The organism is Streptomyces sp. NBC_00513, assembly GCF_041431415.1.
Taxonomy (GTDB): Bacteria; Actinomycetota; Actinomycetes; order Streptomycetales; family Streptomycetaceae; genus Streptomyces.
In genome coordinates this window covers 6,874,738-6,893,062 of sequence record NZ_CP107845.1, presented here as the reverse complement: position 1 = coordinate 6,893,062, position 18,325 = coordinate 6,874,738, and the positions used below count along the sequence as shown (strand labels likewise).

General features: G+C 74.0%; 17 protein-coding genes. 13 read left to right on the top strand and 4 right to left on the bottom strand.

The genetic code is table 11. The annotated features are described in order from the left end of the window. Nucleotides 1-29: 29 nt before the first annotated feature. From OHA84_RS31180 to OHA84_RS31150, 7 genes are all read left to right on the top strand, one after another. Nucleotides 30-572 carry a hypothetical protein gene (locus tag OHA84_RS31180; RefSeq protein WP_266968619.1) on the top strand — a complete coding sequence of 181 codons (543 nt, stop codon included), beginning with the start codon at nt 30-32 and terminating at the stop codon, nt 570-572. Nucleotides 573-577: 5 nt separating this feature from the next. Further along, nucleotides 578-703 carry a hypothetical protein gene (locus OHA84_RS31175; protein WP_266953130.1) on the top strand — a complete coding sequence of 42 codons (126 nt, stop codon included), beginning with the start codon at nt 578-580 and terminating at the stop codon, nt 701-703. A gap of 19 nt (nt 704-722) precedes the next feature. Next, complete coding sequence (locus tag OHA84_RS31170; protein ID WP_266968621.1) at nt 723-2,042, top strand: sensor histidine kinase; 1,320 nt, start codon at nt 723-725, stop codon at nt 2,040-2,042. Beyond that, nucleotides 2,039-2,719, top strand: a complete 681-nt coding sequence (locus OHA84_RS31165) for a response regulator transcription factor (protein WP_266953126.1) — start codon at nt 2,039-2,041, stop codon at nt 2,717-2,719. Before OHA84_RS31170 ends, OHA84_RS31165 begins: the two co-directional genes overlap by 4 nt. Before the next feature lie 124 nt (nt 2,720-2,843). Next, complete coding sequence (locus OHA84_RS31160) at nt 2,844-3,887, top strand: alpha/beta hydrolase (protein WP_266953124.1); 1,044 nt, start codon at nt 2,844-2,846, stop codon at nt 3,885-3,887. Further along, entirely contained in the window at nt 3,884-5,095 is a 1,212-nt protein-coding gene (locus OHA84_RS31155) for an acyltransferase (protein WP_266968624.1), read from the top strand. The genes OHA84_RS31160 and OHA84_RS31155 overlap by 4 nt, the downstream gene beginning before the upstream one ends. 128 nt (nt 5,096-5,223) lie before the next feature. Further along, nucleotides 5,224-5,862: a hypothetical protein gene (locus OHA84_RS31150; protein ID WP_266968626.1), complete on the top strand. Its 639-nt coding sequence runs from the start codon at nt 5,224-5,226 to the stop codon at nt 5,860-5,862. 52 nt (nt 5,863-5,914) lie between these two features. Here OHA84_RS31150 and OHA84_RS31145 read toward each other — a convergent pair whose 3' ends face one another. Beyond that, complete coding sequence (locus OHA84_RS31145) at nt 5,915-6,337, bottom strand: DUF350 domain-containing protein (RefSeq protein ID WP_266953118.1); 423 nt, start codon at nt 6,335-6,337, stop codon at nt 5,915-5,917. 104 nt (nt 6,338-6,441) lie between these two features. On the opposite strand from OHA84_RS31145, the gene OHA84_RS31140 reads away from it, so the two are divergent. Beyond that, on the top strand, nt 6,442-8,325 hold the full coding sequence (locus OHA84_RS31140; protein WP_266968628.1) for a GNAT family N-acetyltransferase: 1,884 nt from the start codon (nt 6,442-6,444) through the stop codon (nt 8,323-8,325). Here OHA84_RS31140 and OHA84_RS31135 read toward each other — a convergent pair. Beyond that, a complete protein-coding gene (locus OHA84_RS31135) occupies nt 8,285-10,312 on the bottom strand; it encodes an AMP-binding protein (RefSeq protein WP_266968630.1) in 2,028 nt (675 codons plus the stop codon). The genes OHA84_RS31140 and OHA84_RS31135 overlap by 41 nt on opposite strands. Before the next feature lie 140 nt (nt 10,313-10,452). On the opposite strand from OHA84_RS31135, the gene OHA84_RS31130 reads away from it, so the two are divergent. The 4 genes from OHA84_RS31130 to OHA84_RS31115 all read left to right on the top strand — a co-directional run bounded on the left by OHA84_RS31130 (nt 10,453) and on the right by OHA84_RS31115 (nt 14,663). Next, complete coding sequence (locus tag OHA84_RS31130; RefSeq protein WP_266968632.1) at nt 10,453-12,414, top strand: ABC transporter ATP-binding protein; 1,962 nt, start codon at nt 10,453-10,455, stop codon at nt 12,412-12,414. 48 nt (nt 12,415-12,462) lie between these two features. Beyond that, nucleotides 12,463-12,840: a VOC family protein gene (locus tag OHA84_RS31125; protein ID WP_266953110.1), complete on the top strand. Its 378-nt coding sequence runs from the start codon at nt 12,463-12,465 to the stop codon at nt 12,838-12,840. Between the two features lie 78 nt (nt 12,841-12,918). Further along, entirely contained in the window at nt 12,919-14,028 is a 1,110-nt protein-coding gene (locus tag OHA84_RS31120) for a MerR family transcriptional regulator (RefSeq protein ID WP_266953108.1), read from the top strand. Next, on the top strand, nt 14,025-14,663 hold the full coding sequence (locus OHA84_RS31115; RefSeq protein WP_266953106.1) for a hypothetical protein: 639 nt from the start codon (nt 14,025-14,027) through the stop codon (nt 14,661-14,663). Before OHA84_RS31120 ends, OHA84_RS31115 begins: the two co-directional genes overlap by 4 nt. 68 nt (nt 14,664-14,731) lie before the next feature. On the opposite strand, the gene OHA84_RS31110 is transcribed toward OHA84_RS31115, so the two are convergent. Both OHA84_RS31110 and OHA84_RS31105 read right to left on the bottom strand, forming a co-directional pair. Beyond that, nucleotides 14,732-16,819 (bottom strand): NB-ARC domain-containing protein, encoded by a 2,088-nt coding sequence (locus OHA84_RS31110; RefSeq protein WP_266968635.1) that lies wholly within the window; start codon nt 16,817-16,819, stop codon nt 14,732-14,734. A 95-nt stretch (nt 16,820-16,914) separates the two neighbouring features. Next, on the bottom strand, nt 16,915-17,625 hold the full coding sequence (locus tag OHA84_RS31105) for a FadR/GntR family transcriptional regulator (protein ID WP_266968637.1): 711 nt from the start codon (nt 17,623-17,625) through the stop codon (nt 16,915-16,917). Nucleotides 17,626-17,784: 159 nt separating this feature from the next. Here OHA84_RS31105 and OHA84_RS31100 point away from each other — a divergent pair, with 159 nt between their 5' ends. After that, entirely contained in the window at nt 17,785-18,264 is a 480-nt protein-coding gene (locus OHA84_RS31100; protein ID WP_371591613.1) for a gluconokinase, read from the top strand. Nucleotides 18,265-18,325: the final 61 nt, after the last annotated feature.

The window sequence follows — 18,325 nt, the reverse complement described above, 5'->3', positions numbered from 1 at the left end:
TGGCGCTACACACGACAGGGGGGTGGGGCATGAACGTACCCGCGGGGGGACGACCGTACGAGATCCACGAGGACGGCCCGGGGAGCATGATCCTCGCCTCGCTCCTCGCCGGGGCGTTGGGGGTGGGGACGTTCTGGGCCTGGACGCCGTGGGAACAGGAGTCGCTGTTCGCCACCGTCTTCTTCTGGGGCTGGGCGATCCTGTGCCTGCTGTTCGGCGCGGTGGGTCTGGTGTTCAGCGTGCGCGCCCTGTTCGTTCCGGCCTTCCGCGCGGACGGCGAGGGGGTTCGCTTCGGCCGGTTCCGGGCGTCCTGGCCGGAGATCCGCGAGATCGTGGTGGGGACCGTGACCATCCACGTGACCAACTGGGAGGACATGCGCAAGTCCGGGGACAAACAGCGGCGGGTGGTGTGGGTGGTCCTGAACACGGACCTCCAGTACGAGTTCCAGCACCCGATGACCGACGAACAGCCCGCCCTGGACGACATGCGACGCGCGCTGGCCGCGCACGCGGGCGGCACGCCCGTCTCCCGGTCGGACACGGTGGTGCGGCGCACGACCTGGCAGCGCTGAGGGTCGTGGGGAACCGGCTCGCCGCCCTCGACGCCGAGATCGACCGCCTCACCCGCCTCCGTGAGCGGCTCGCCCGTCGCGCCGGCGTCGGGGACGCGGACGGCCCGGGCTCCGGGGGCCCGGTGTCCTGACCCGTAGGGTGGGGCGATCATGAGCGAGACGACGCCCGGGGCGACGGCCCCCGAACCGGTCCCCGCCCCGCCCGGCCGCGCGGTGCCCCGATTCGCGGTGGTGCTGCGGACGCCCGCCCGCGCGGGCGAACCACTGTTCGCGCGGGCCCCCAAGGCCTGGCAGCGGATACTTCCCTTCGCCGTCGTGGCCGTCTTCGTACTGACGTTGATGCCGGTGACGATCGCCGTGTCGACCAACGTCTACGGGGCCGGCGGCGGCTGGGCCGGCGCCCTCGGCGTCGCGCAGACCGTGCCGCTGCTGCTCGCCGTGACCCGGCCGTGGCCCGCCTGGGGCATCGTGTTGACCGCCGACGTCGTGGGTGCGGTGGTGCTGGCCCATGCCGACGGGGTGGCCGGGAACGGTTGGCCGTGGCCGCCGATGGTGATCGTCGGCTACCTCGTGTCCATGGTCTGTCTGGGGCTGCGCGAGTCAGTCCGCAACCTGGTCGCCGTGTGGCTGGTGACGGGCGCGGCCGGAGGGGCGCTCGAATTCTTCCGGCCCGACGGGGTGACCACCACCACCGCGCTCCTGTTCATCCTCGCCGGCGCCTTCCTCGCGCTGACGGGCGCGCTGCGCGGTCTCGGCGACGCGCAGCAGCGCATCACCGAGCAGCAGGGCGTCAGCGAGGCCGAACGGGCGCGCCGCACCCTGTTGGAGGAACGGGCGCGGATCGCGCGGGAGTTGCACGACGTGGTGGCCCACCACATGTCGGTGATCACGGTGCAGGCCGACTCCGCCCCGTACCGGCTGCCCGGCATGGCCGATCCGGTGCGCGAGGAGTTCGAGACGATCGCGGCGAGCGCCCGCGAGTCGCTGGGCGAGATGCGCCGACTGCTGACGGTGTTGCGTGGGAACGGCGACGGACCGGGCGGGGAGCGGGCCCCACAGCCCGGCATCGACAGGCTCCAGCAGTTGGTGGAGGCGACCGTGCGCGCCGGGCAGCCGGTGCGGTTGTCCCTGGCCACCGGCGCCGCCGCGGCGGCGCCCGCGGTGGTGGACCTGTCGGCGTACCGGATCGTGCAGGAGGCACTGGCGAACGTGGTGCGCCACGCTCCGGGCGCGCGGACGCACGTCTCGCTGACCCTCCACTCCGACGAGTTGCTCGTCCTGGTGGTCAACGGGCCGGCCCCCGACGCCGCACCGGCCCTGGAGACCTCGGGCACGGGGCACGGCCTGGTGGGGATGCGGGAGCGCGTACGGTTGACGGGCGGCACACTGGACACCGGTCCGCTCCCGGACGGTGGCTTCCGGGTCGCCGCCCGTCTGCCCCTGAACGAAACAGCCGAGGAACCGAGTTGACCATCCGCGTGATCATCGTCGACGACCAGGCCATGGTGCGGGCGGGGTTCGCCGCGCTGCTCTCGGCGCAGGCCGACATCGACGTGGTGGGCGAGGCTCCCGACGGCCGGGAGGGTGTGCGCGTCTCCCGCACGGTGCACCCCGACGTGGTGCTGATGGACGTGCGGATGCCGGAGATGGACGGACTGACGGCCGCCCGCGAGCTCCTCGATCCCCCGAGGGGCGTGGTGCACCGCCCGAAGGTGCTGATGCTGACCACCTTCGACATCGACGACTACGTGTACGAGGCGCTGCGCGCCGGCGCGTCCGGGTTCCTGTTGAAGGACGCCCCGCCGGCCGACCTGATCGCGGCGGTCCGGGTGGTCGCCTCGGGCGAGGCGCTGCTGGCGCCGTCGGTGACGCGGCGGCTGATCGCCGACTTCGTCCGGCAGCGGCCGGCGCCGCGCAAGGACCCGGCGCTGCGGCTGAAAGGGCTGACCCCGCGTGAGACCGAGGTGTTGGAGCTCATCGCGCGCGGGCTCTCGAACCAGGAGATCGCCGGGCATCTGGTGCTGGCCGAGCAGACGGTGAAGACGCACATCGGCAAGGTGTTGGCCAAATTGGACCTGCGGGACCGGGCCCAGGCGGTGATCTTCGCCTATGAAGCGGGGCTGGTGCGTCCCGGCGACGGCGCCTGATCGCGGGTACCGCTCTCCTCCACCCCCTACCGGGGTATGACATCGGGGTTGGCTCCCCGGTCGGACGTGCCCGCCGGTACCCCCTTCCTACCTTCCTCCTCGTCACGAGGAGAGGAGAAGGGGCATGCGCCGCTTCGGAAGGACACTGGTCACCGCCGCCGTCGCGGTGGCCGTGGTCGCGGGGACCGCGGGATGGGCTTCGGCCGACAGTCAGCGGGCGGTCACCGGCCCACCGCCGGGCGCCGACGCCTGGCGGGCCGACACCGTGTCCGGCCGCAGGCTGCCGGATCCGGCGAGCGCCCCGCCCCGGGAGGTCGCGGCGTTCTTCGCCGGGCTGGACGAGTCCGGGCGGCGACGGCTGCTGCTCCGTCATCCCCTCGTGGTGGGCAATCTGGACGGGGCTCCGCTCCCTCTGAGGTACGAGGCCAACCGGCTGGCGGTCCTCTCGACGGGCGACGCCCGGTTCGAGTCCCTCGCGGCCCCCGGTCGCCGGATCCTGGCCTTCGATCCGCGCGACCGGGGTCAGGTCGCGGAGGTGTTCGGGGATCCGGAGCACGCGGCGCACGTCTCGGTGATCGTGCCCGGTTCCGACAACGACGCGACCACGTACGACGCGCGGCGCACGCCGTACACCGGTCCCGCCGGGATGGCTCGGGCGCTGCGGTCGGCGACGTCCGGGAACACGGCCGTCGTGGCGTGGACCGGGTACACCACCCCGGTGGGGGTGGGGCTGGACGCGGCCGACGGGCGGCTGGCGCAGGTCGGTGCGGTCCGGCTGGCCCGGTTCACCGCGGGGTTGGACGCGGTGGGGGCGCCGGACCCGGTGTTGTTCTGCCACAGCTACGGCTCGGTGGTCTGCGGACTCGCGGCCCGGCACACGGACGCGAGCGACGTCGTCGTGTTCGGTTCCCCGGGGATGCGGGCGGGGACCGCCGCCGGGCTGGGCACGGTGGCGCGGGTGTGGGCGGCGCGCGGTCCCTCCGACTGGATCGCGGACGTACCGAACGTCGAGGTCGCAGGCATCGGGCACGGCGCCGATCCCACGTCCGCGGCGTTCGGTGCCCGCCGGATCCCCGCCGGCGACGTACGGGGGCACACCGGCTACTTCGCACCGGGTACGCGGTCGTTGGCGGCCTTCGCGTCGATCGCGGACGGGGCGGCCCGATGAGCGTCACGACCTCGCTGCGGACAACGGCCGACCGGATCGAGGCGCGGACCCCCGCCCACCGTGATCGGGCGATCGACGGGCTGCGCGCCCTGGCCCTGCTGGCCGTGCCGATCGGGCACTGGATGTTGGGTGGTCTCACCCTCGACGGCGAGGGCGCGCTGCACAACTCGAGTCCGCTGGCGTCGTTCGGCGGCCTGGCCCCGGCCAGTTGGGTGCTGCAGATGCTCGGCGTGTTCTTCCTGGTGGGCGGGTACGCGTCGGTGCTGTCGTTCCGCCGTCGCGAGGGCTCGACGGCGGCGTGGCTGAGGGGGCGGATCGTCAGGCTGGGGCGGCCGGTGCTCGAGGTCACCGCGGTGTGGGCGCTGCTCGCGCCGGTGGCGTACGCGGCCGGGGTGCCGGAGACGACCCTGCGGACCGGGGCGACGCTGGTGATCCAGCCGCTGTGGTTCGTGGGGGTGTACGTGGTGGTCACGGCGCTGACCCCGTACTGCGTGCGGGCGGCGGGCCGGCTGGGAGGCTGGGCGGCGGCCCCGTTGCTCGGTTCGGTGGCGGTGGTGGACTTCCTGCGGTACGGGCCGTTCGCGGACTCGGTGCCGTCCTGGGCCGCGCTGTTGAACATCCTTCCGGGCTGGTTGTTCGCGTACCAGCTGGGCGTGTCCTGGGGCGAGCGGCGCGTCGACCGGCGCGGGGCGTGGCTGCTGCTCGTCGGCGGGTCCGTGTTGTTCGCGGCGCTGCTGACGGTGTTCCACTACCCGGCGTCGATGGTGGGCGTACCGGGCGAGGCGCGGACCAACTCGCACCCGCCGTCGCTGCTCGTGCTCGCTCTGGCGGCGGCGCAGTCGGGGGCGGCGATCCTGCTGCGGGACCGGCTGGCGCGGCTCCTCGCCCGGCCGGCGCTGTGGGCTCCGGTGGTCGTCGTCAACCTGTGTGCCATGACGGTCCTGTGCTGGCACCAGACGGCGATGCTGGCGGCGGCCGTGCCCGGATCCCTCCTGGGCGGGGCCGCCGGTCTGACGACCGCCCCGGACAGCGTGGGGTGGCTTCTGGCCCGGGCGGCGTGGCTGCCGGTCTTCGGCGCGCTGTTGGTGGGGATCGCCCGGTACGCCCGACGGTTCGAGGAGCCGTGGACCAGGGCGACGGCGGTGCGGCGGACCGCGGCGGGGCTGCTGGCGGCGGGCTTCGCGGTGTTCGCGTTGGGCCTGGCCTGAGGGCCCTCCGGGACCGGGAGGCCCGGCGCGGTCCGCCGGGCCGGCGGGAGGGAACCGGTTGCGTTCCCGGCACGTCCCTGTCGTGCCCGTCGTACCGACCGGCATCGTGACGCGAGGGGGACCCTGTGATGCGCCGGAGATTCACCGCCCGGTTCGTGCACGCCGGCGTGGTGGCGGTGAGCGTCGCCGCGCTGCTCACCGGGTGCGGCGCCGCCGAACCCGCGGCGCCGAGAGCGCTGCCCGCCGCCGCCGGCGGCGGGAAGTCCTGTCCCGCGCCGGGCCGGGACGAGCCTCAGGCCCCGCCCACGTCGATCGGGGGGACCCCCGCCAACACCCCCGAGGGTCTGCGCCTCTCACAGGCGGTCGGCGAACAGGGGCGGGGCGCCTTCGCGGACGTCTACGCGACGCAGATCACCGATCTGCCCCCGGGCCGGGTGGCGCTGTGCGTCACGGACCTGGCCCGGGGCCGCCTGCTGGTGGAGGCGGCCCACCGGACGGATCCCGGCGTCGATCCGGGCCGGGTCGACCTGTACCTGAGTCCGTACAGCGGGCGGGCGCTCGGCGCGGTGAGCGGGGAGCTCTGCCGGATCGAGGACGCGTTCCCGATCCACGCGTGCGCCGCCGCACCGGGGGCGACCGGGGTGGAGGTGGACTCGGACGCCGCGGGCGCCGCCTCCGCCGAGTTCAGGGCGCGACTGTCGAGGGCCGCGGGCGGCATCCCCGTGACGGTCCGGGAGGGCCGGCAGGCGCTGCCGGGCGTCGGATAGCCGGGCGGCCCGGCCCGTGGGGCCGGGCCGGGCGTGTGCGTGCGCCTGTGCGTCAGGCGATCGAGGCGGCGACGATCGCGGCCACCGCGAGGTTGCAGGAGGCCGTGACCCAGACGGCCGGGTGCGGCTCCGGGTCGACGACGATGGCGCCGAGCTTGCCCGGGGTCACCAGGTCCAGCACCAGGAAGGCCACGGCCATCAGGACCAGCCCGAGGAGACCGAACGCGGCGGTGGACAGCAGGCCCTTGCCGAAGTCGTCGTATGTCGTCCAGATCGAGGTGAAGACGATTCCGCCGATGCCGAGCAGCGCGGAGCTGAGCAGGAGCGCGGCGTTGCGGTTGCGCTCCTCCCAGATCTGCTTGGGGAGCTTCCCGGGCGTCAGCACGTCCACCAGGACGATGCCGAGGATCAGCAGGACCAGGCCGAGGGCGCCGAACGCACTGGTGCGACCAAGTCCATTGATGATGTCGCTCATTGAGAAGCCTGTCTCCGGGTGGGTAGGAAGGGGAGGGCGTGTCCGCCGTGTGGGTGGCCGAATCTATCGCACGGTCTTGCGGCGGACCATGGGGAGGTCAGGAAATGGCAAAGCTCAGGGCCGCGCGGGCCGACGAGGCCGGGGAGCTGTCCGCGCTGGTGCTGCGGTCCAAGGCGCACTGGGGGTATGACGAGCGGTTCCTGGCCGGCTGCGCCGAGGAACTGCGGGTGCGGGCGGACGAGGTCGCGGCCCGGCGGATCGTCGTCGCCGAGGACGCGGACGGGACGGTGCGGGGCCTCGCCTCGCTGGAGGGGGAACCCGCCGGATCCACGTCGAGGCTCGGCCTGCTCTTCGTGGACCCGGCGGCCATCGGCCGGGGGCTCGGGCGGCTGTTGTACCGGGACGTGCTGCGCCGGGCCGTCGGGCTGGGCACGCGTCGGCTGCTGATCGACGCCGATCCGCACGCGGCGGGGTTCTACCGGGCGATGGGCGCGGTGGCCGGGCCGGGCGCCCCGGAGGGGCTGGTCCGCTTCGAGGTGGCGCCCGTCCCGCTCGCGGACTGGGCGCGGGCGTGGACCGGTGGTGGGCCTTCGGTGCACGTGGGCAATGTCGCCGAGTTCAACGCGCAGTTCGGCGACCCGTCCCTGGACCGGGAGCAGCGGGCCGCGCACCACTACGCCTGCCTGGCCGCCTTCTACGGTCCGGAGCCGGCCGCGCTGGTGCTGCCCCTCGCGGTGTCGCCGGACTGGACGCGGCTGGTCGCACGGCAGCTGGAATGGGGGGAGGTGGAGGTGTACGACGGGCTCGCGGCGGGGGGTCCCGGCCTGTCGGACGCCGTACGGTCCCGGCCGGCGCTGGCCGCGCGCCTGACGGAGGGCGCGCCGGCCCTCGTCCCGTGGGGGCTGACGGAACCCTTCGGGCGGCTGTCGGGGCGGCCGTGGCGAGCGCGCGACCTGCGGTACGAGTCCAAGTCCGCGGCCCACGCCCTGTTCGGCCGGATCCTCGCGGGCGGGGCCCATCCCGGGATCAGGTTGCCGGGGCAGTGGCGGGCGGCGGGCCGCCGGCAGGCGGTGCGGCTGCTGTCCGCCCGGGTGGCGCGCGGCGAGAGCAGCGTTCTCAAGTCGGAGCACGGGGTGGGGGGTTCGGGTACCACGCACGCGTCTCCCGAGCGGGTCCGGGCCGCCGGCGGGGCCCGCGCGCTGGTCCGCCGCCTGCCCCGCGGCCCGCTGCTGGTGGAGGAGTACGTGTCCGGTCCGGCGGGGGCCGGCGGCCCGGGTGATCTGACGTACGACGGGTTCGTGGACGGCTCGGGGCGGGTCCACACGGTCGGCGGGGCGGTGATGGACGTCGTCGACGGGGGCTACCGGGGCGCGACGGTCGGCCCCGGGGTGGTGCCCGCCGCGGCCGAGGGGCCCCTGTCGCGCTTCGGGGCTGCGGTGGGGCGGGAGTTGGCTGCGGCCGGCTATCGGGGCTGGTTCGACGTGGACTTCGTCGTCGACGGGGCGGGACTCCTGGCGCCGACCGAGACGAACCTGCGGCTGACCGGGCCGTCGATCGCCTTCATGGTGGCGGCCCGGCTCGACGCGCTGCGCGGCGCGGGACACCTGGTGCGGATCGTGGACCGGGTGGAGTTGGGGGCGAGGCTGCCGCCGGCGCGGGCAGACGAGTGGTGCGCGGACCTGGCGCGGGAATGCGCCGGCCTCGGGGCGGTGTTCGTTCCGGCGATCACGACCGGGGCCGACGATCCGGCGCCGTGGCTGGGCGTGTTGGTGGCGGCGCGCGGCCGGGAGGTGCTGGACGCGGCGGAGGCCCTGGTGCGGGCCGAGGCCCTCGGGGTGGGCGACGCGCTGGGATTCGACACCCCGGACGAGCCGCCGCCGGGGCCCGGACGGGCGGCCGACGCGGACGCGGATCCGTCCGGGCCGGCCGCACCGGTGGGTCGGTGGATCAGTCGTCGAAGTCGAAGGCCGAGGCCGGTTTCCGGATGAGGTAGGCGGCCACGACGGCGCCGGCGATCATCAGGGGGATGTTGAAGGCGTAGACCAGGGCGGCCTGGCGCGGCCAGTCGTGTTTGGCCGCCAGACGGTACAGGTTGTCCTGGGGCCACCAGGCGACGAGCAGGTAGACCACGGCCAGGTGCGCGGCCGCGGTGAGTCCCGCACCGCGCCCCTGTTCCCGCATCCTCGGGCGGCCGGTGAACAGGAACATCAGACCCGTACCGAAGGCCAGGCACTCACAGAGGTAGAGGACGAAGAACAGGGGCGCCCAGGGGGCCGGTATGCCCGCGAGCTCGGTCGAGCCCGGCCAGAGCACGTCGGTGAAGATGAGCGCCATGAACCCGAAGACGATCGATCCGCAGCCGGTGGCGCAGCCGATCGGGAACTCCGAACCACCGCTCGCGGGGCTGTACTTGCCGCCCGTCCTACGGACCGGCGTCGCCGGGTCGGTCAGCCGGGGCGGTCGCGGCAGGGCGGCCCGGTCCTCCTGACCGGCCGCGTTGCGCGGCAGGGCCCGCAGCCTGACCACCGTGCGCGGGATCCGCTCCTCGGGCACCTTCCCCCGCAGGTGGTCGCGGAGCCGGTCGGAGCCCGGCAGGTCGCCGCCCGGGAGCCAGGTGCCCCCGCCGGGCGGCGGGCAGATGTACGCGACGAGTCGCCGCGCCCCCCGGCCGACCTCGACCTCGGCCACGAGGGCGGCGCCGATGTGTTCGTGGGAGCGGATCAGGGCTTCCAGGGGGTGGGGGTCGAAGGGGTGGCCGTCGAGGGGGATGCGGTCCCGGATCCGGCCGCCGAACTCCCACAGTCCGTCGGGGCGCGCGCGGGCGAGGTCGCCGGTGGGAATCGCGTCACCGCCGTCGGGCGGACCGAGGTACAGCTGCCCGTCCCGGAGTTCCGCCCGGCAGCCGGGGAACGGGGTCCCGATCAGGGAGAGTTCCTCGGGGGCGTCGAGCGGTCCGGGTAGTTGGGACAGTTCGAACCAGGTGCCGACGCCGGCGGTCTCGGTGGATCCGTAGACGTTGAGCACCCGGGCGCCGGTGCGCAACCGGGCTTGCAGGGTGGCCTGTTGGTCGAGGTGGAGTCGATCGCCGGTGATGTGGAGCAGGCGCACCGACCGCGCCGGGTCGTCGCCCTGCCGCGGGACCGGTGTTCCGGGACGGGCGGCGAGGGGGGTTTCGTGTTCGGGCAGGAGCAGGCGGGCCGCGCCCGCCGGGTCGGTGTGCACCACGGTGACCCGTTCGGTCCCGACGGCCGCGCGGAGGGTGTCGGGCGCCCACGGGCCCCGGTCGGGGAGGACGATGGTGCCGCCCGAGCACAGGGCCCGGGTCCAGCCGGTGGTGAAGGCGGTGACATCGGAGCCGAAGGTGATCAGGTGCCGGTCCTCGGGGGTCGGCCGGGCCACCGCCTCCCAGGCTTCCAGGGCGGCGAGCAGCAGGGCGTGGGTGACGACCACGGCGCGGGGCTCCGCCGCCCCGGTGAACTGGAAGAGCGCGTCCCGGGCGCCGGCGCGGGCGGGGGGCTCCCCGGGCCGCTCGCCGATCGCGCCGGCTTCCGCTCCGAGGCGGATGAACCGCAGGTCGCGGCCGTCGTCGAGACGGGCCTGGTGGGCGGCGTGGGTGAGGACGGCGAAGGGTTCCAGGGTCGCGAGCCGGCGCGGTCCGGAACCCGAGGTCTCCACGTCGAGGACGGCGTACGCGCCGCCGGCCTTCAGGGTGGCGAGCATCGCGACGACGATCTCGGTCTGCCGGGCCGTCCCGATGGCCACGAGCCCGCCGGGAGGGAGGCCTGCGGCCAGGAGGTGGTGGGCCAACCGGTTGGCGCGGACGTCGAGTTCCCCGTAGGTGAGACTGCCGGGGACGGCGGTGACGGCGCGGGCCTTCGGGGTGTCCCGGGCCCATCGTTCGAAGCGGTCGAGGACGCTGTCTGCTGCCGGGCGGGAGGATCGGGCGGACGGAACGGACTCTGATCCCTGCGTCATCCCCCGATGATGCCACCGGGCTCCGACAACGCACGAGAGTATCCAATGTCCCTCGTGCGAGCGGGGGTTGGCAGCCATCCAGGGCATGTGAAGGCCGACACCTTGACCTCAAGTTTGGTTGAGGTCCTACTGTCCGGGACATGGACATGGAAGTCACCGCCTGGACCTCGCTCCACAGCGCGATCAACGCCCAGCAGGATCGTCGCCCGCTCTCCCGGGCGAGCCTGCGGCGGGTCGCCGCCTTCGCCCGCCCGCACCGCCGCGGGCTGACCCTCTTCCTGCTGCTCAGTGTCGTCACGGCGCTGCTCGCGGTCGCCACTCCCCTGCTCGCCAGCCGCGTCGTGGACACGATCGTCGGCGGTGGGGACGGTGCCCGTGTCACCCGGCTCGCCCTGCTGATCGCGGTCATCGCGGTCGTCGAGGCGGGGCTCGGGCTGTTGACCCGCAAGTTGTCGTCCACCCTCGGCGAGGGGTTGATCCTGGACCTGCGGACGGCGGTCTTCGACCACGTGCAGCGCATGCCGGTCGCCTTCTTCACCCGCACGCGGACCGGAGCCCTGGTCAGCCGCCTCAACAACGATGTGATCGGGGCCCAGCGGGCCTTCAGCAACACCCTCTCCGGGGTGGTCTCCAACACCGTCACCCTGCTGCTGACCCTCGTCGTGATGCTGAGCATCTCCTGGCAGATCACCCTGCTGGCGCTGGTCCTGCTGCCGGTGTTCGTGCTGCCGGCCCGCCGGATGGGCACGCGGATGGCAGCCATGCAGCGCGAGGCGTCGACGCTCAACGCCGCGATGGGCACGCAGATGACGGAACGGTTCTCCGCCCCCGGCGCCACCCTCGTCAAACTGTTCGGCCGGCCCGCCGACGAATCCGCCGAGTTCGCCGCACGCGCGGCCCGGGTACGGGACATCGGCGTCCGCACGGCGATGGCGCAGTCCGCGTTCATCACCGCCCTCACCCTGGTCTCCGCCCTGGCCCTCGCGCTGGTCTACGGACTCGGCGGGTACTACGCGCTGCGCGGGACCCTGGAGGCCGGCTCCGTCGTCGCCCTCGCCCTGTTGCTCACCCGCCTCTACTCCCCGCTGACGGCGCTGGCCGGCGCCCGCGTCGAGGTGATGAGCGCCATGGTCAGCTTCGAGCGGGTCTTCGAGATCCTCGACCTGAAGCCCCTCATCGACCAGAAGCCCGACGCCGTGGTCGTGCCGGAGGGCCCGGTCGCGGTGGAGTTCGACCGCGTGTCCTTCGGGTACCCCTCCGCCGAGCGGGTCTCCCTGGCCTCCCTGGAGGAGGTCGCCACGCTGGATCCCCGGGGTGGCACCGAGGTGCTGCACGAGGTGTCCTTCCGGGCCGAGCCCGGACAGATGATCGCCCTCGTCGGCTCCTCCGGCGCCGGCAAGTCGACCATCGCCCAGCTGCTGCCCCGGCTGTACGACGCCGACGCGGGCGCCGTGCGGATCGCCGGCATCGACGTACGCGACCTCACGGCCGACTCGATCCGCGCGACCCTCGGCATGGTCACCCAGGACGGCCACCTCTTCCACGAGTCGGTACGGGCCAACCTGCTGCTGGCCCGGCCCGAGGCCGCCGAGGAGGAGATCTGGGAGGCGCTGCGCCGCTCCCGACTGGACGGGCTCGTCGCCTCGCTGCCCGACGGTCTCGACACCGTCGTCGGTGAACGCGGCTACCGGCTCTCGGGCGGCGAACGGCAGCGGCTGACCATCGCCCGGCTGCTGCTGGCCCGTCAACGGGTGGTGATCCTGGACGAGGCCACCGCCCATCTGGACTCCACCTCGGAGGCGGCGGTCCAGGAGGCCCTGGCCGAGGCGTTGGCCGGTCGGACCGCCGTGGTGATCGCGCACCGGCTGTCGACCGTGCAGGCCGCCGATCAGATCCTGGTGGTGGAGGAGGGCCGGATCGTGGAGCGGGGGACGCACGCCGAGCTGCTGGCCGCGGGCGGCCGGTACGAGGAGCTGTACCGGACCCAGTTCGCCTCCGAGGACACCGGGCACGCCGAGGACACCGGGACCGGCGCGGCGGTCGGGGTCGACGTTGCGGTCGCGGTCGTGCCGGGCGGCGCGGCGCCCGCCCCGGGCGCATGATGCCGAAAGGCCCGTACTCCGGGGCCGCTGCCGATCGTGGAGGTCGTGATGGACATCAAACTGGAGCTGGTCGCCGTCCCCGTCACCGATGTCGACCGTGCCAAGGCCTTCTACGAGAGGATCGGCTTCCACGCCGACCACGACGTCACGGTCAGCGAGGAGATCCGCTTCGTCCAGTTGACCCCGCCCGGATCGGCCTGCTCGATCGCGCTGGGCAAGGGACTCACCCGAATGACCCCCGGGTCCTTGGACAACATGCAGGTGGTGGTCGCCGACATCGAGGCGGCCCACGCCGATCTTCGGGGGCGGGGCGTGGAGGTCACCGAGGTCCAGGACATGCCCTGGGGTTCCTTCGTGTACTTCTCGGACCCGGACGGGAACGGCTGGGCCGTCCAGCAGACGAAGCCCCGCACGGCCACGTCCTGACCGCTCCGGCGACTCCCCGGTCGCCGGCGCGTCGGATGAGTTGACCTTCAAGTGGGATGAACGTCGATGATCTCGGTCATGGACGACAGCACCTCCGATCTGATGGGCATCGGCGCGTTCGGCCGCCGTGTCGGGCTCGCGCCGAGCGCCCTGCGCTTCTACGACGACTGCCGCGTACTGCTCCCCGCCCACGTCGACCCGGTCACCGGCTACCGCTCCTACTCCCCCGACCAGCAGCCGCGCGCCACGCTCCTGCGCGGGTTGCGGGAGGCGGGGTTGGCGTTGGCCGACGTGGTCGCCGTACTCGACGGGGCGCCCGAGGAAGCGCGGGCGGTGCTCGAACGCCACCACGTGGCCGTGCGGGAGGCCCGGCGCGCCACCGACGCCGCCCTCGGGGCGGCGCTGGAAGGGCTGCCGCCCGGACCGGGAGGCAGCGAGTTCACCCTGGGCGGGGCCGAGCTGGCGAGCGCCGCCCGGCAGGTGGCCCCGGCCGCCGGGCGGGACCCGGCCCATCCCGTGCTCGGCCGCGTGCTCGTGGAGTTCGACCGGGACGAGGTCCGCTTCGTGGCCACCGACCGCTACCGGCTCTCGCTGCGCACCCTGCGGCCCCGTACCGCGGCCGGACCGCCGGGGCGACTGCTGATCGACGCCGACACGCTGGTCGCACTCGGGACATGGGCCGCCCGGGCCGCCGAGGTGACCTTGGTGGCGCGGCCGGGCGGCGCGCCCCTGACCGTCCGCCATCCGGGCGGGACGCGCGAGGTACCGGTGGCCGGGGGCACCTTCCCCGCCTATCGGGACGTGCTCGCGGGCCTCCCCGCCCCCGCGCACCGGGTGGTCGTGGACCGGGTCCGGCTGATCGCCGCGCTCGACGCGTGCGGGGACTCCTCGGCCGTCGCCTTGGAACTCGGCCACGACCGTCTCCTCGTCACCCTGCCCGACGGGACCCCGGCGCCGATCGAGCCGGCGGCCGTGCGGGAGGAGCCGGAGCCGGTGCGGATCGGCTTCGACCCCGCCGTACTGGGGGCGGCCCTGGAGGCCGGGGTGGGGCCCGACGTACTGCTGGAGTTCTCCGAGGTCACCGGTCCGGTACTGGTCCGCTCCGCCGACCAGGGCAGTTTCACCACCCTGGTGATGCCGGTCGCCCTCCCGCCCACCCTCCCGACACCGCCGAGGACGTCCGCGTGAACCCCGAGAACACCGTCGTGCGGCTCTGCGCCCAGGGCATGACCGCCGAGGGCGAGGGCCGGGACACCGACGCCGAGACCCTGTTCCGGCAGGCGTGGGAGGCGGCCACCGACGACTACGAGGCCTGTGTGGCCGCCCACTACCTGGCCCGCCGTCAGCCGACCCCCGAGGACACCCTGCACTGGAACCTCGCCTGCCTCGCGCACGCCGACCGGGTGGGCGACGAACGGGTCCGCGCCTTCTACCCGTCCCTGCACGGCGCGATCGGTCGCGCCCACCTGGATCTGGGCCGGCCGGACGAGGCCCGCCCGCACTTCGAGGCGGCCGCCGCACGGCTGTCCGACCTGCCGCCCGGGGCGTACGCGGACTGGCTCCACCTGCGGATCGCGCGGGGCCTGCGCGCGACCTCCCCCGAGGCCTCCGATCCCCTGCGGCCCCTGTTGGAGCGGCTGTGTTCCCGCTCCGACCTGGAGTCGCTGGGCGTGCTGCTGCCGCCCTACCTCACCTCCCTCGGCCGTCTGGAGGACGAGGAGCGCCTGACGCTCGCCCTGCGCATGCTGCACGCCGAACGGCGGCTGCCGGCCGCCGATCAGGCGGCCCTGGGCGAGCTGATCGGGCGACGCGCGGCAGCCTGACCGGAGCTGTTCGGAGCTGTTCGGAGGGCGCCGGATCTGTTCGGAGGGGGATCGGGCGCCCCGCGGTGTCAGCCGTCGTACGGGTGCGGCCGGGTCCGCAGGGCGTGGCCGTGGCGGACGCCTTCCCGGAAGGCGGCCTCGTAGGCCTGGTCCCCCAGCGCGCTGCGGGCGGTGCGTTCGCATTCCTCGCGTACGGGGCCCAGTTCGGGGGTGCCGCGCTGTGGGTGGCCGACCGCCTGCCAGTACGCGTGGCCCGTTCCGTACGCGTGCGCGGCGCCCGCCTCGTCGCCCGAGGCGGCGCGTGCCGCCGCGAGCAGGTCGAGGCCGAGGGCGGTGCCGAAGCTGTCGCCCAGTTCCCGCTTGCTCTCCAGCATGGCGCGGGCGTGGTCCGCGGACTCGTCCGGGCGGTTCTCGAACAGGCAGATCAAGGCCAGTTGGTACTCGGCGTAGGCTCGTGTCCAGTGCTCGTCCCGGGCGACGCAGCCGGACAGCAGCCGCTCGGCTTCCGCGCGGGCGTCCGTGAACAGGCCCAGTCCGGTGAGGGCGAACACCCGTACCAGGTGGCAGCGCAGTCGTGGCGCCGAGTCGAAGGGCCGGCCGGGGATGGCCTCCAGGACGTTGTCGGAGACGATGCGCGCGGCCAGCGGCCTGCCGGCCAGCAGGTGGCTCAGGCCCAGGAGGTAGGCGGCGTCCAGGGCGGGTCCGGGCGTGTGCTCGAACTCATCGGCCAATGCCTCGCAGGCGACCGCGAGTTGGTGGGCCTGCTCCTTCTCGCCCTGGAGCAACAGGGTGACCCCGAGGGCCCACAGCGAACGGACCCGCCCCTCCGCGGAGACGTCTTGGGGGCGCGCGGTGGACAGCGCGCGCTCCAGATAGCCGCGGGCCGCGTGCAGGTAGCCGCTACAGGCCCAGAAGAAGCCGACGCGGCCGGCCAGTTCCAGGGCCTGTTCGGGGGTGGTGGCCAGCGTGTGGTCGAGGGCGGCGCACACATCGCCGTGCGCGACGGCGATCCGCCGGTAGGCGTCGCGCTGGCCCGGCCCGAGCCAGTCCCGCTCGGCGGCGCGCACCAGCTCCAGGAAGTACCCCGCGTGTCGGGTCCGCAGGGCTTCGCGCTCCCCGACGGCGTCCAGCCACATGGCTCCGTACTCGCGGATCGTGTCGAGCATCCGGTACGTGGCACCGTCGCCGTCCGGATCGCCCGCGCCGTCGACGGTGCGGCGTACGACGGACTTGGCGACCAGCGCCGCCAGCAGCGGCCCGGTGTCGGCCTCGGTGAGCGGGGCGGCGGAGCAGACGGCGCGCACGGCCGGTGCGTCGAAGGCGCCGCCGAACACGGACAGCCGCAGCCACAGCAGCCGTTCGCGCGGTTCGCACCACTCGTGGCTCCAACCGATGGCGGTGCGCAGGGCCCGGTGGCGGGCCGGCCGGGCGGATCCATCGCCGGCGAGCGGGCCGATCCGGCGGGCGAGCCGCTCGGCGAGTTCCTCGACGGTGTGGTCCGTCAACTGCGCGGCGGCGAGTTCCAGCGCGAGGGGGATTCCTTCGAGGCGGGCGCAGACGGCCCGGGCGGCCTCGATCCGTTCCTCCCCCCAGGGTGGGGCCTGCGAGGGGTCGGCCTCGCGGGCGCGGGCGGTGAACAGGGCCAGCGCCTCCACCGCCTTCGCGTCGTGGGGTAACGACCCCAGCTCCAGGACGTGTTCCCGGTCCGATCCCAGCGATTGACGGCTGGTCAGGAGGATCACCAGATGCGGGGCGGCGGCCAGCAGGTCCCGTACGAGGGAGCGCACGGCGACGATCAGGTGTTCGCAACAGTCCAACACGAGGAGCAGTCGACGCTCCCCGATCCACTGCCGGACCGCCTCGCCCAGGGTGCGGGGGGTGTGGTCGGCGAGGTCGAGGGCGTCGGCGACGGTGTCCACCAGCAGCCGGTCGTCGGGCAGCGGCGAGAGGTCCGCCCAATGGATCCCGTCGGGGAAGGAGTCACCGGCCCCCGTCTCCAGCGCCTGCCGGACCAGGCGGCTCTTCCCGACGCCACCCGGCCCGGTGAGGGTGATCAGTCGACTCACGGCCAAGGCCGCTTCCAGTGCGGCCAGTTCGCCGTCCCGCCCCACGAAGGAGGCGGGTCCGCCGTCACTTCTCTCGGTAAGTCCCCACACGCGCCCAGTGTGGCGCACGGTGCGTGCTTCTCGGGCCCGTCGGGGAAAAACGGCCGGACTCGCGGAGCGCGGCGCGGCGCGGCGGAAGGGGCCGGTCAGGGGGCGAGTACGTCGAGCTCGTCCAGGGCACCCACCGCGATCTGCCGGGTCAGGGCCTCGGCACGGGCCGCGTCCCCCTCCCGTACCGCCTCCGCGACCCGCACGTGCAGGGTGACCGCGGCCGGGTCGGGGTCGTGGAACATCACCGCGTGCTCGGTGCGGCCGGTCAGCACCTCGGCGACGACGTCACCCAGCCGGGCGAACATCTCGTTGCCGGAGGCGTTGAGGACGATCCGGTGGAAGGCGATGTCGTGCCGCAGATATCCCTCCAACTGGTGACCGCGCGAGGTGCGGACCATGCCCAGGGCGGCCTCGGTGAGCCGGGCGCACTGTTCCGGGGTGGCCAGCGCCGCCGCCAGTCCGGCGGCGACCGGTTCGACGGCCGAGCGGAGCACGGTGAGGGAGCGCAGTTGGCGGGGTCGGTCGGTGCCGGCGAGCCGCCAGCGGATGACGCGCGGGTCGTAGACGTTCCACTGGTCCGCCGGGCGGACGGTGACGCCGACCCTGCGACGCGACTCGACGAGTTGCATCGACTCCAGGACACGGACGACCTCGCGGACCACGGTGCGGGAGGCGTCGAAGCGGTCGGCGATCTCGTCGGTGCGCAGGACGCTGCCGGGCGGGGATTCACCGGCGGTGATCGCGAGACCGAGAGCGTCCAGGACACGGGAGTGAAGCCCCTGCACAGGACTGCCTTCAGTGGTCATGGCGTAAGCGTACGGTGACCGCCGATCGAACAATAGATGTGATGTATGCCCCCACCCCCTTGAATAAGTACTACTTAATGGGCTTCAGTGGTGCCGCACGAACCGATGTCGACGAGGACAGCGAGGTAGGACGTGAGCTCCCAGCGCGTCATTGTGGTGATGGGTGTGGCCGGCACGGGCAAGACGACCGTGGGCCGACTGCTCGCGGAGGCCCTCCGTGTCCCCTACGCCGAGGGCGACGCCTTCCACCCGGAAGCCAACGTCGCCAAGATGTCGGCGGGCACCCCGCTGGACGACGCGGACCGATGGCCGTGGCTGGACGCCATCGGCGAGTGGATCCGTCGTGGCGCGGACCTGGAGGGCGGGGTCGTCGCGGCCTCGTCCCTCAAGCGCTCCTACCGGGATCGGTTGCGGAGCTTCGCCCCCGGGGTCGTCTTCGTCCACCTCACCGGCGAACGCCCCCTGATCGAGCGGCGGATGGCGGAGCGCAAGGGGCACTTCATGCCCACCACCCTGCTCGACTCGCAGTTCGCGACCCTCGAACCCCTCCGGCCGGACGAACTCGGCGTCGCCGTCGATGTCCGCGGCACTCCCGAGGAGATCACCCACCGGGCGCTGGAGGCCCTGCACCGACTCTGATCCGAGGGGATCCCGGAGCCACCGCACGGCCCGTCCGCGGGCCCCGCACGCCCTCCCCCGG

Coding starts and splice junctions, on each gene's coding strand:
- OHA84_RS31180 (WP_266968619.1), top strand. CDS start 30: ATGAACGTACCCGCGGGGGGACGACCGTACGAGATCCACGAGGACGGC.
- OHA84_RS31170 (WP_266968621.1), top strand. CDS start 723: ATGAGCGAGACGACGCCCGGGGCGACGGCCCCCGAACCGGTCCCCGCC.
- OHA84_RS31160 (WP_266953124.1), top strand. CDS start 2,844: ATGCGCCGCTTCGGAAGGACACTGGTCACCGCCGCCGTCGCGGTGGCC.
- OHA84_RS31155 (WP_266968624.1), top strand. CDS start 3,884: ATGAGCGTCACGACCTCGCTGCGGACAACGGCCGACCGGATCGAGGCG.
- OHA84_RS31150 (WP_266968626.1), top strand. CDS start 5,224: ATGCGCCGGAGATTCACCGCCCGGTTCGTGCACGCCGGCGTGGTGGCG.
- OHA84_RS31145 (WP_266953118.1), bottom strand. CDS start 6,337: ATGAGCGACATCATCAATGGACTTGGTCGCACCAGTGCGTTCGGCGCC.
- OHA84_RS31140 (WP_266968628.1), top strand. CDS start 6,442: ATGGCAAAGCTCAGGGCCGCGCGGGCCGACGAGGCCGGGGAGCTGTCC.
- OHA84_RS31135 (WP_266968630.1), bottom strand. CDS start 10,312: ATGACGCAGGGATCAGAGTCCGTTCCGTCCGCCCGATCCTCCCGCCCG.
- OHA84_RS31130 (WP_266968632.1), top strand. CDS start 10,453: ATGGACATGGAAGTCACCGCCTGGACCTCGCTCCACAGCGCGATCAAC.
- OHA84_RS31125 (WP_266953110.1), top strand. CDS start 12,463: ATGGACATCAAACTGGAGCTGGTCGCCGTCCCCGTCACCGATGTCGAC.
- OHA84_RS31120 (WP_266953108.1), top strand. CDS start 12,919: ATGGACGACAGCACCTCCGATCTGATGGGCATCGGCGCGTTCGGCCGC.
- OHA84_RS31105 (WP_266968637.1), bottom strand. CDS start 17,625: ATGACCACTGAAGGCAGTCCTGTGCAGGGGCTTCACTCCCGTGTCCTG.
- OHA84_RS31100 (WP_371591613.1), top strand. CDS start 17,785: ATGGGTGTGGCCGGCACGGGCAAGACGACCGTGGGCCGACTGCTCGCG.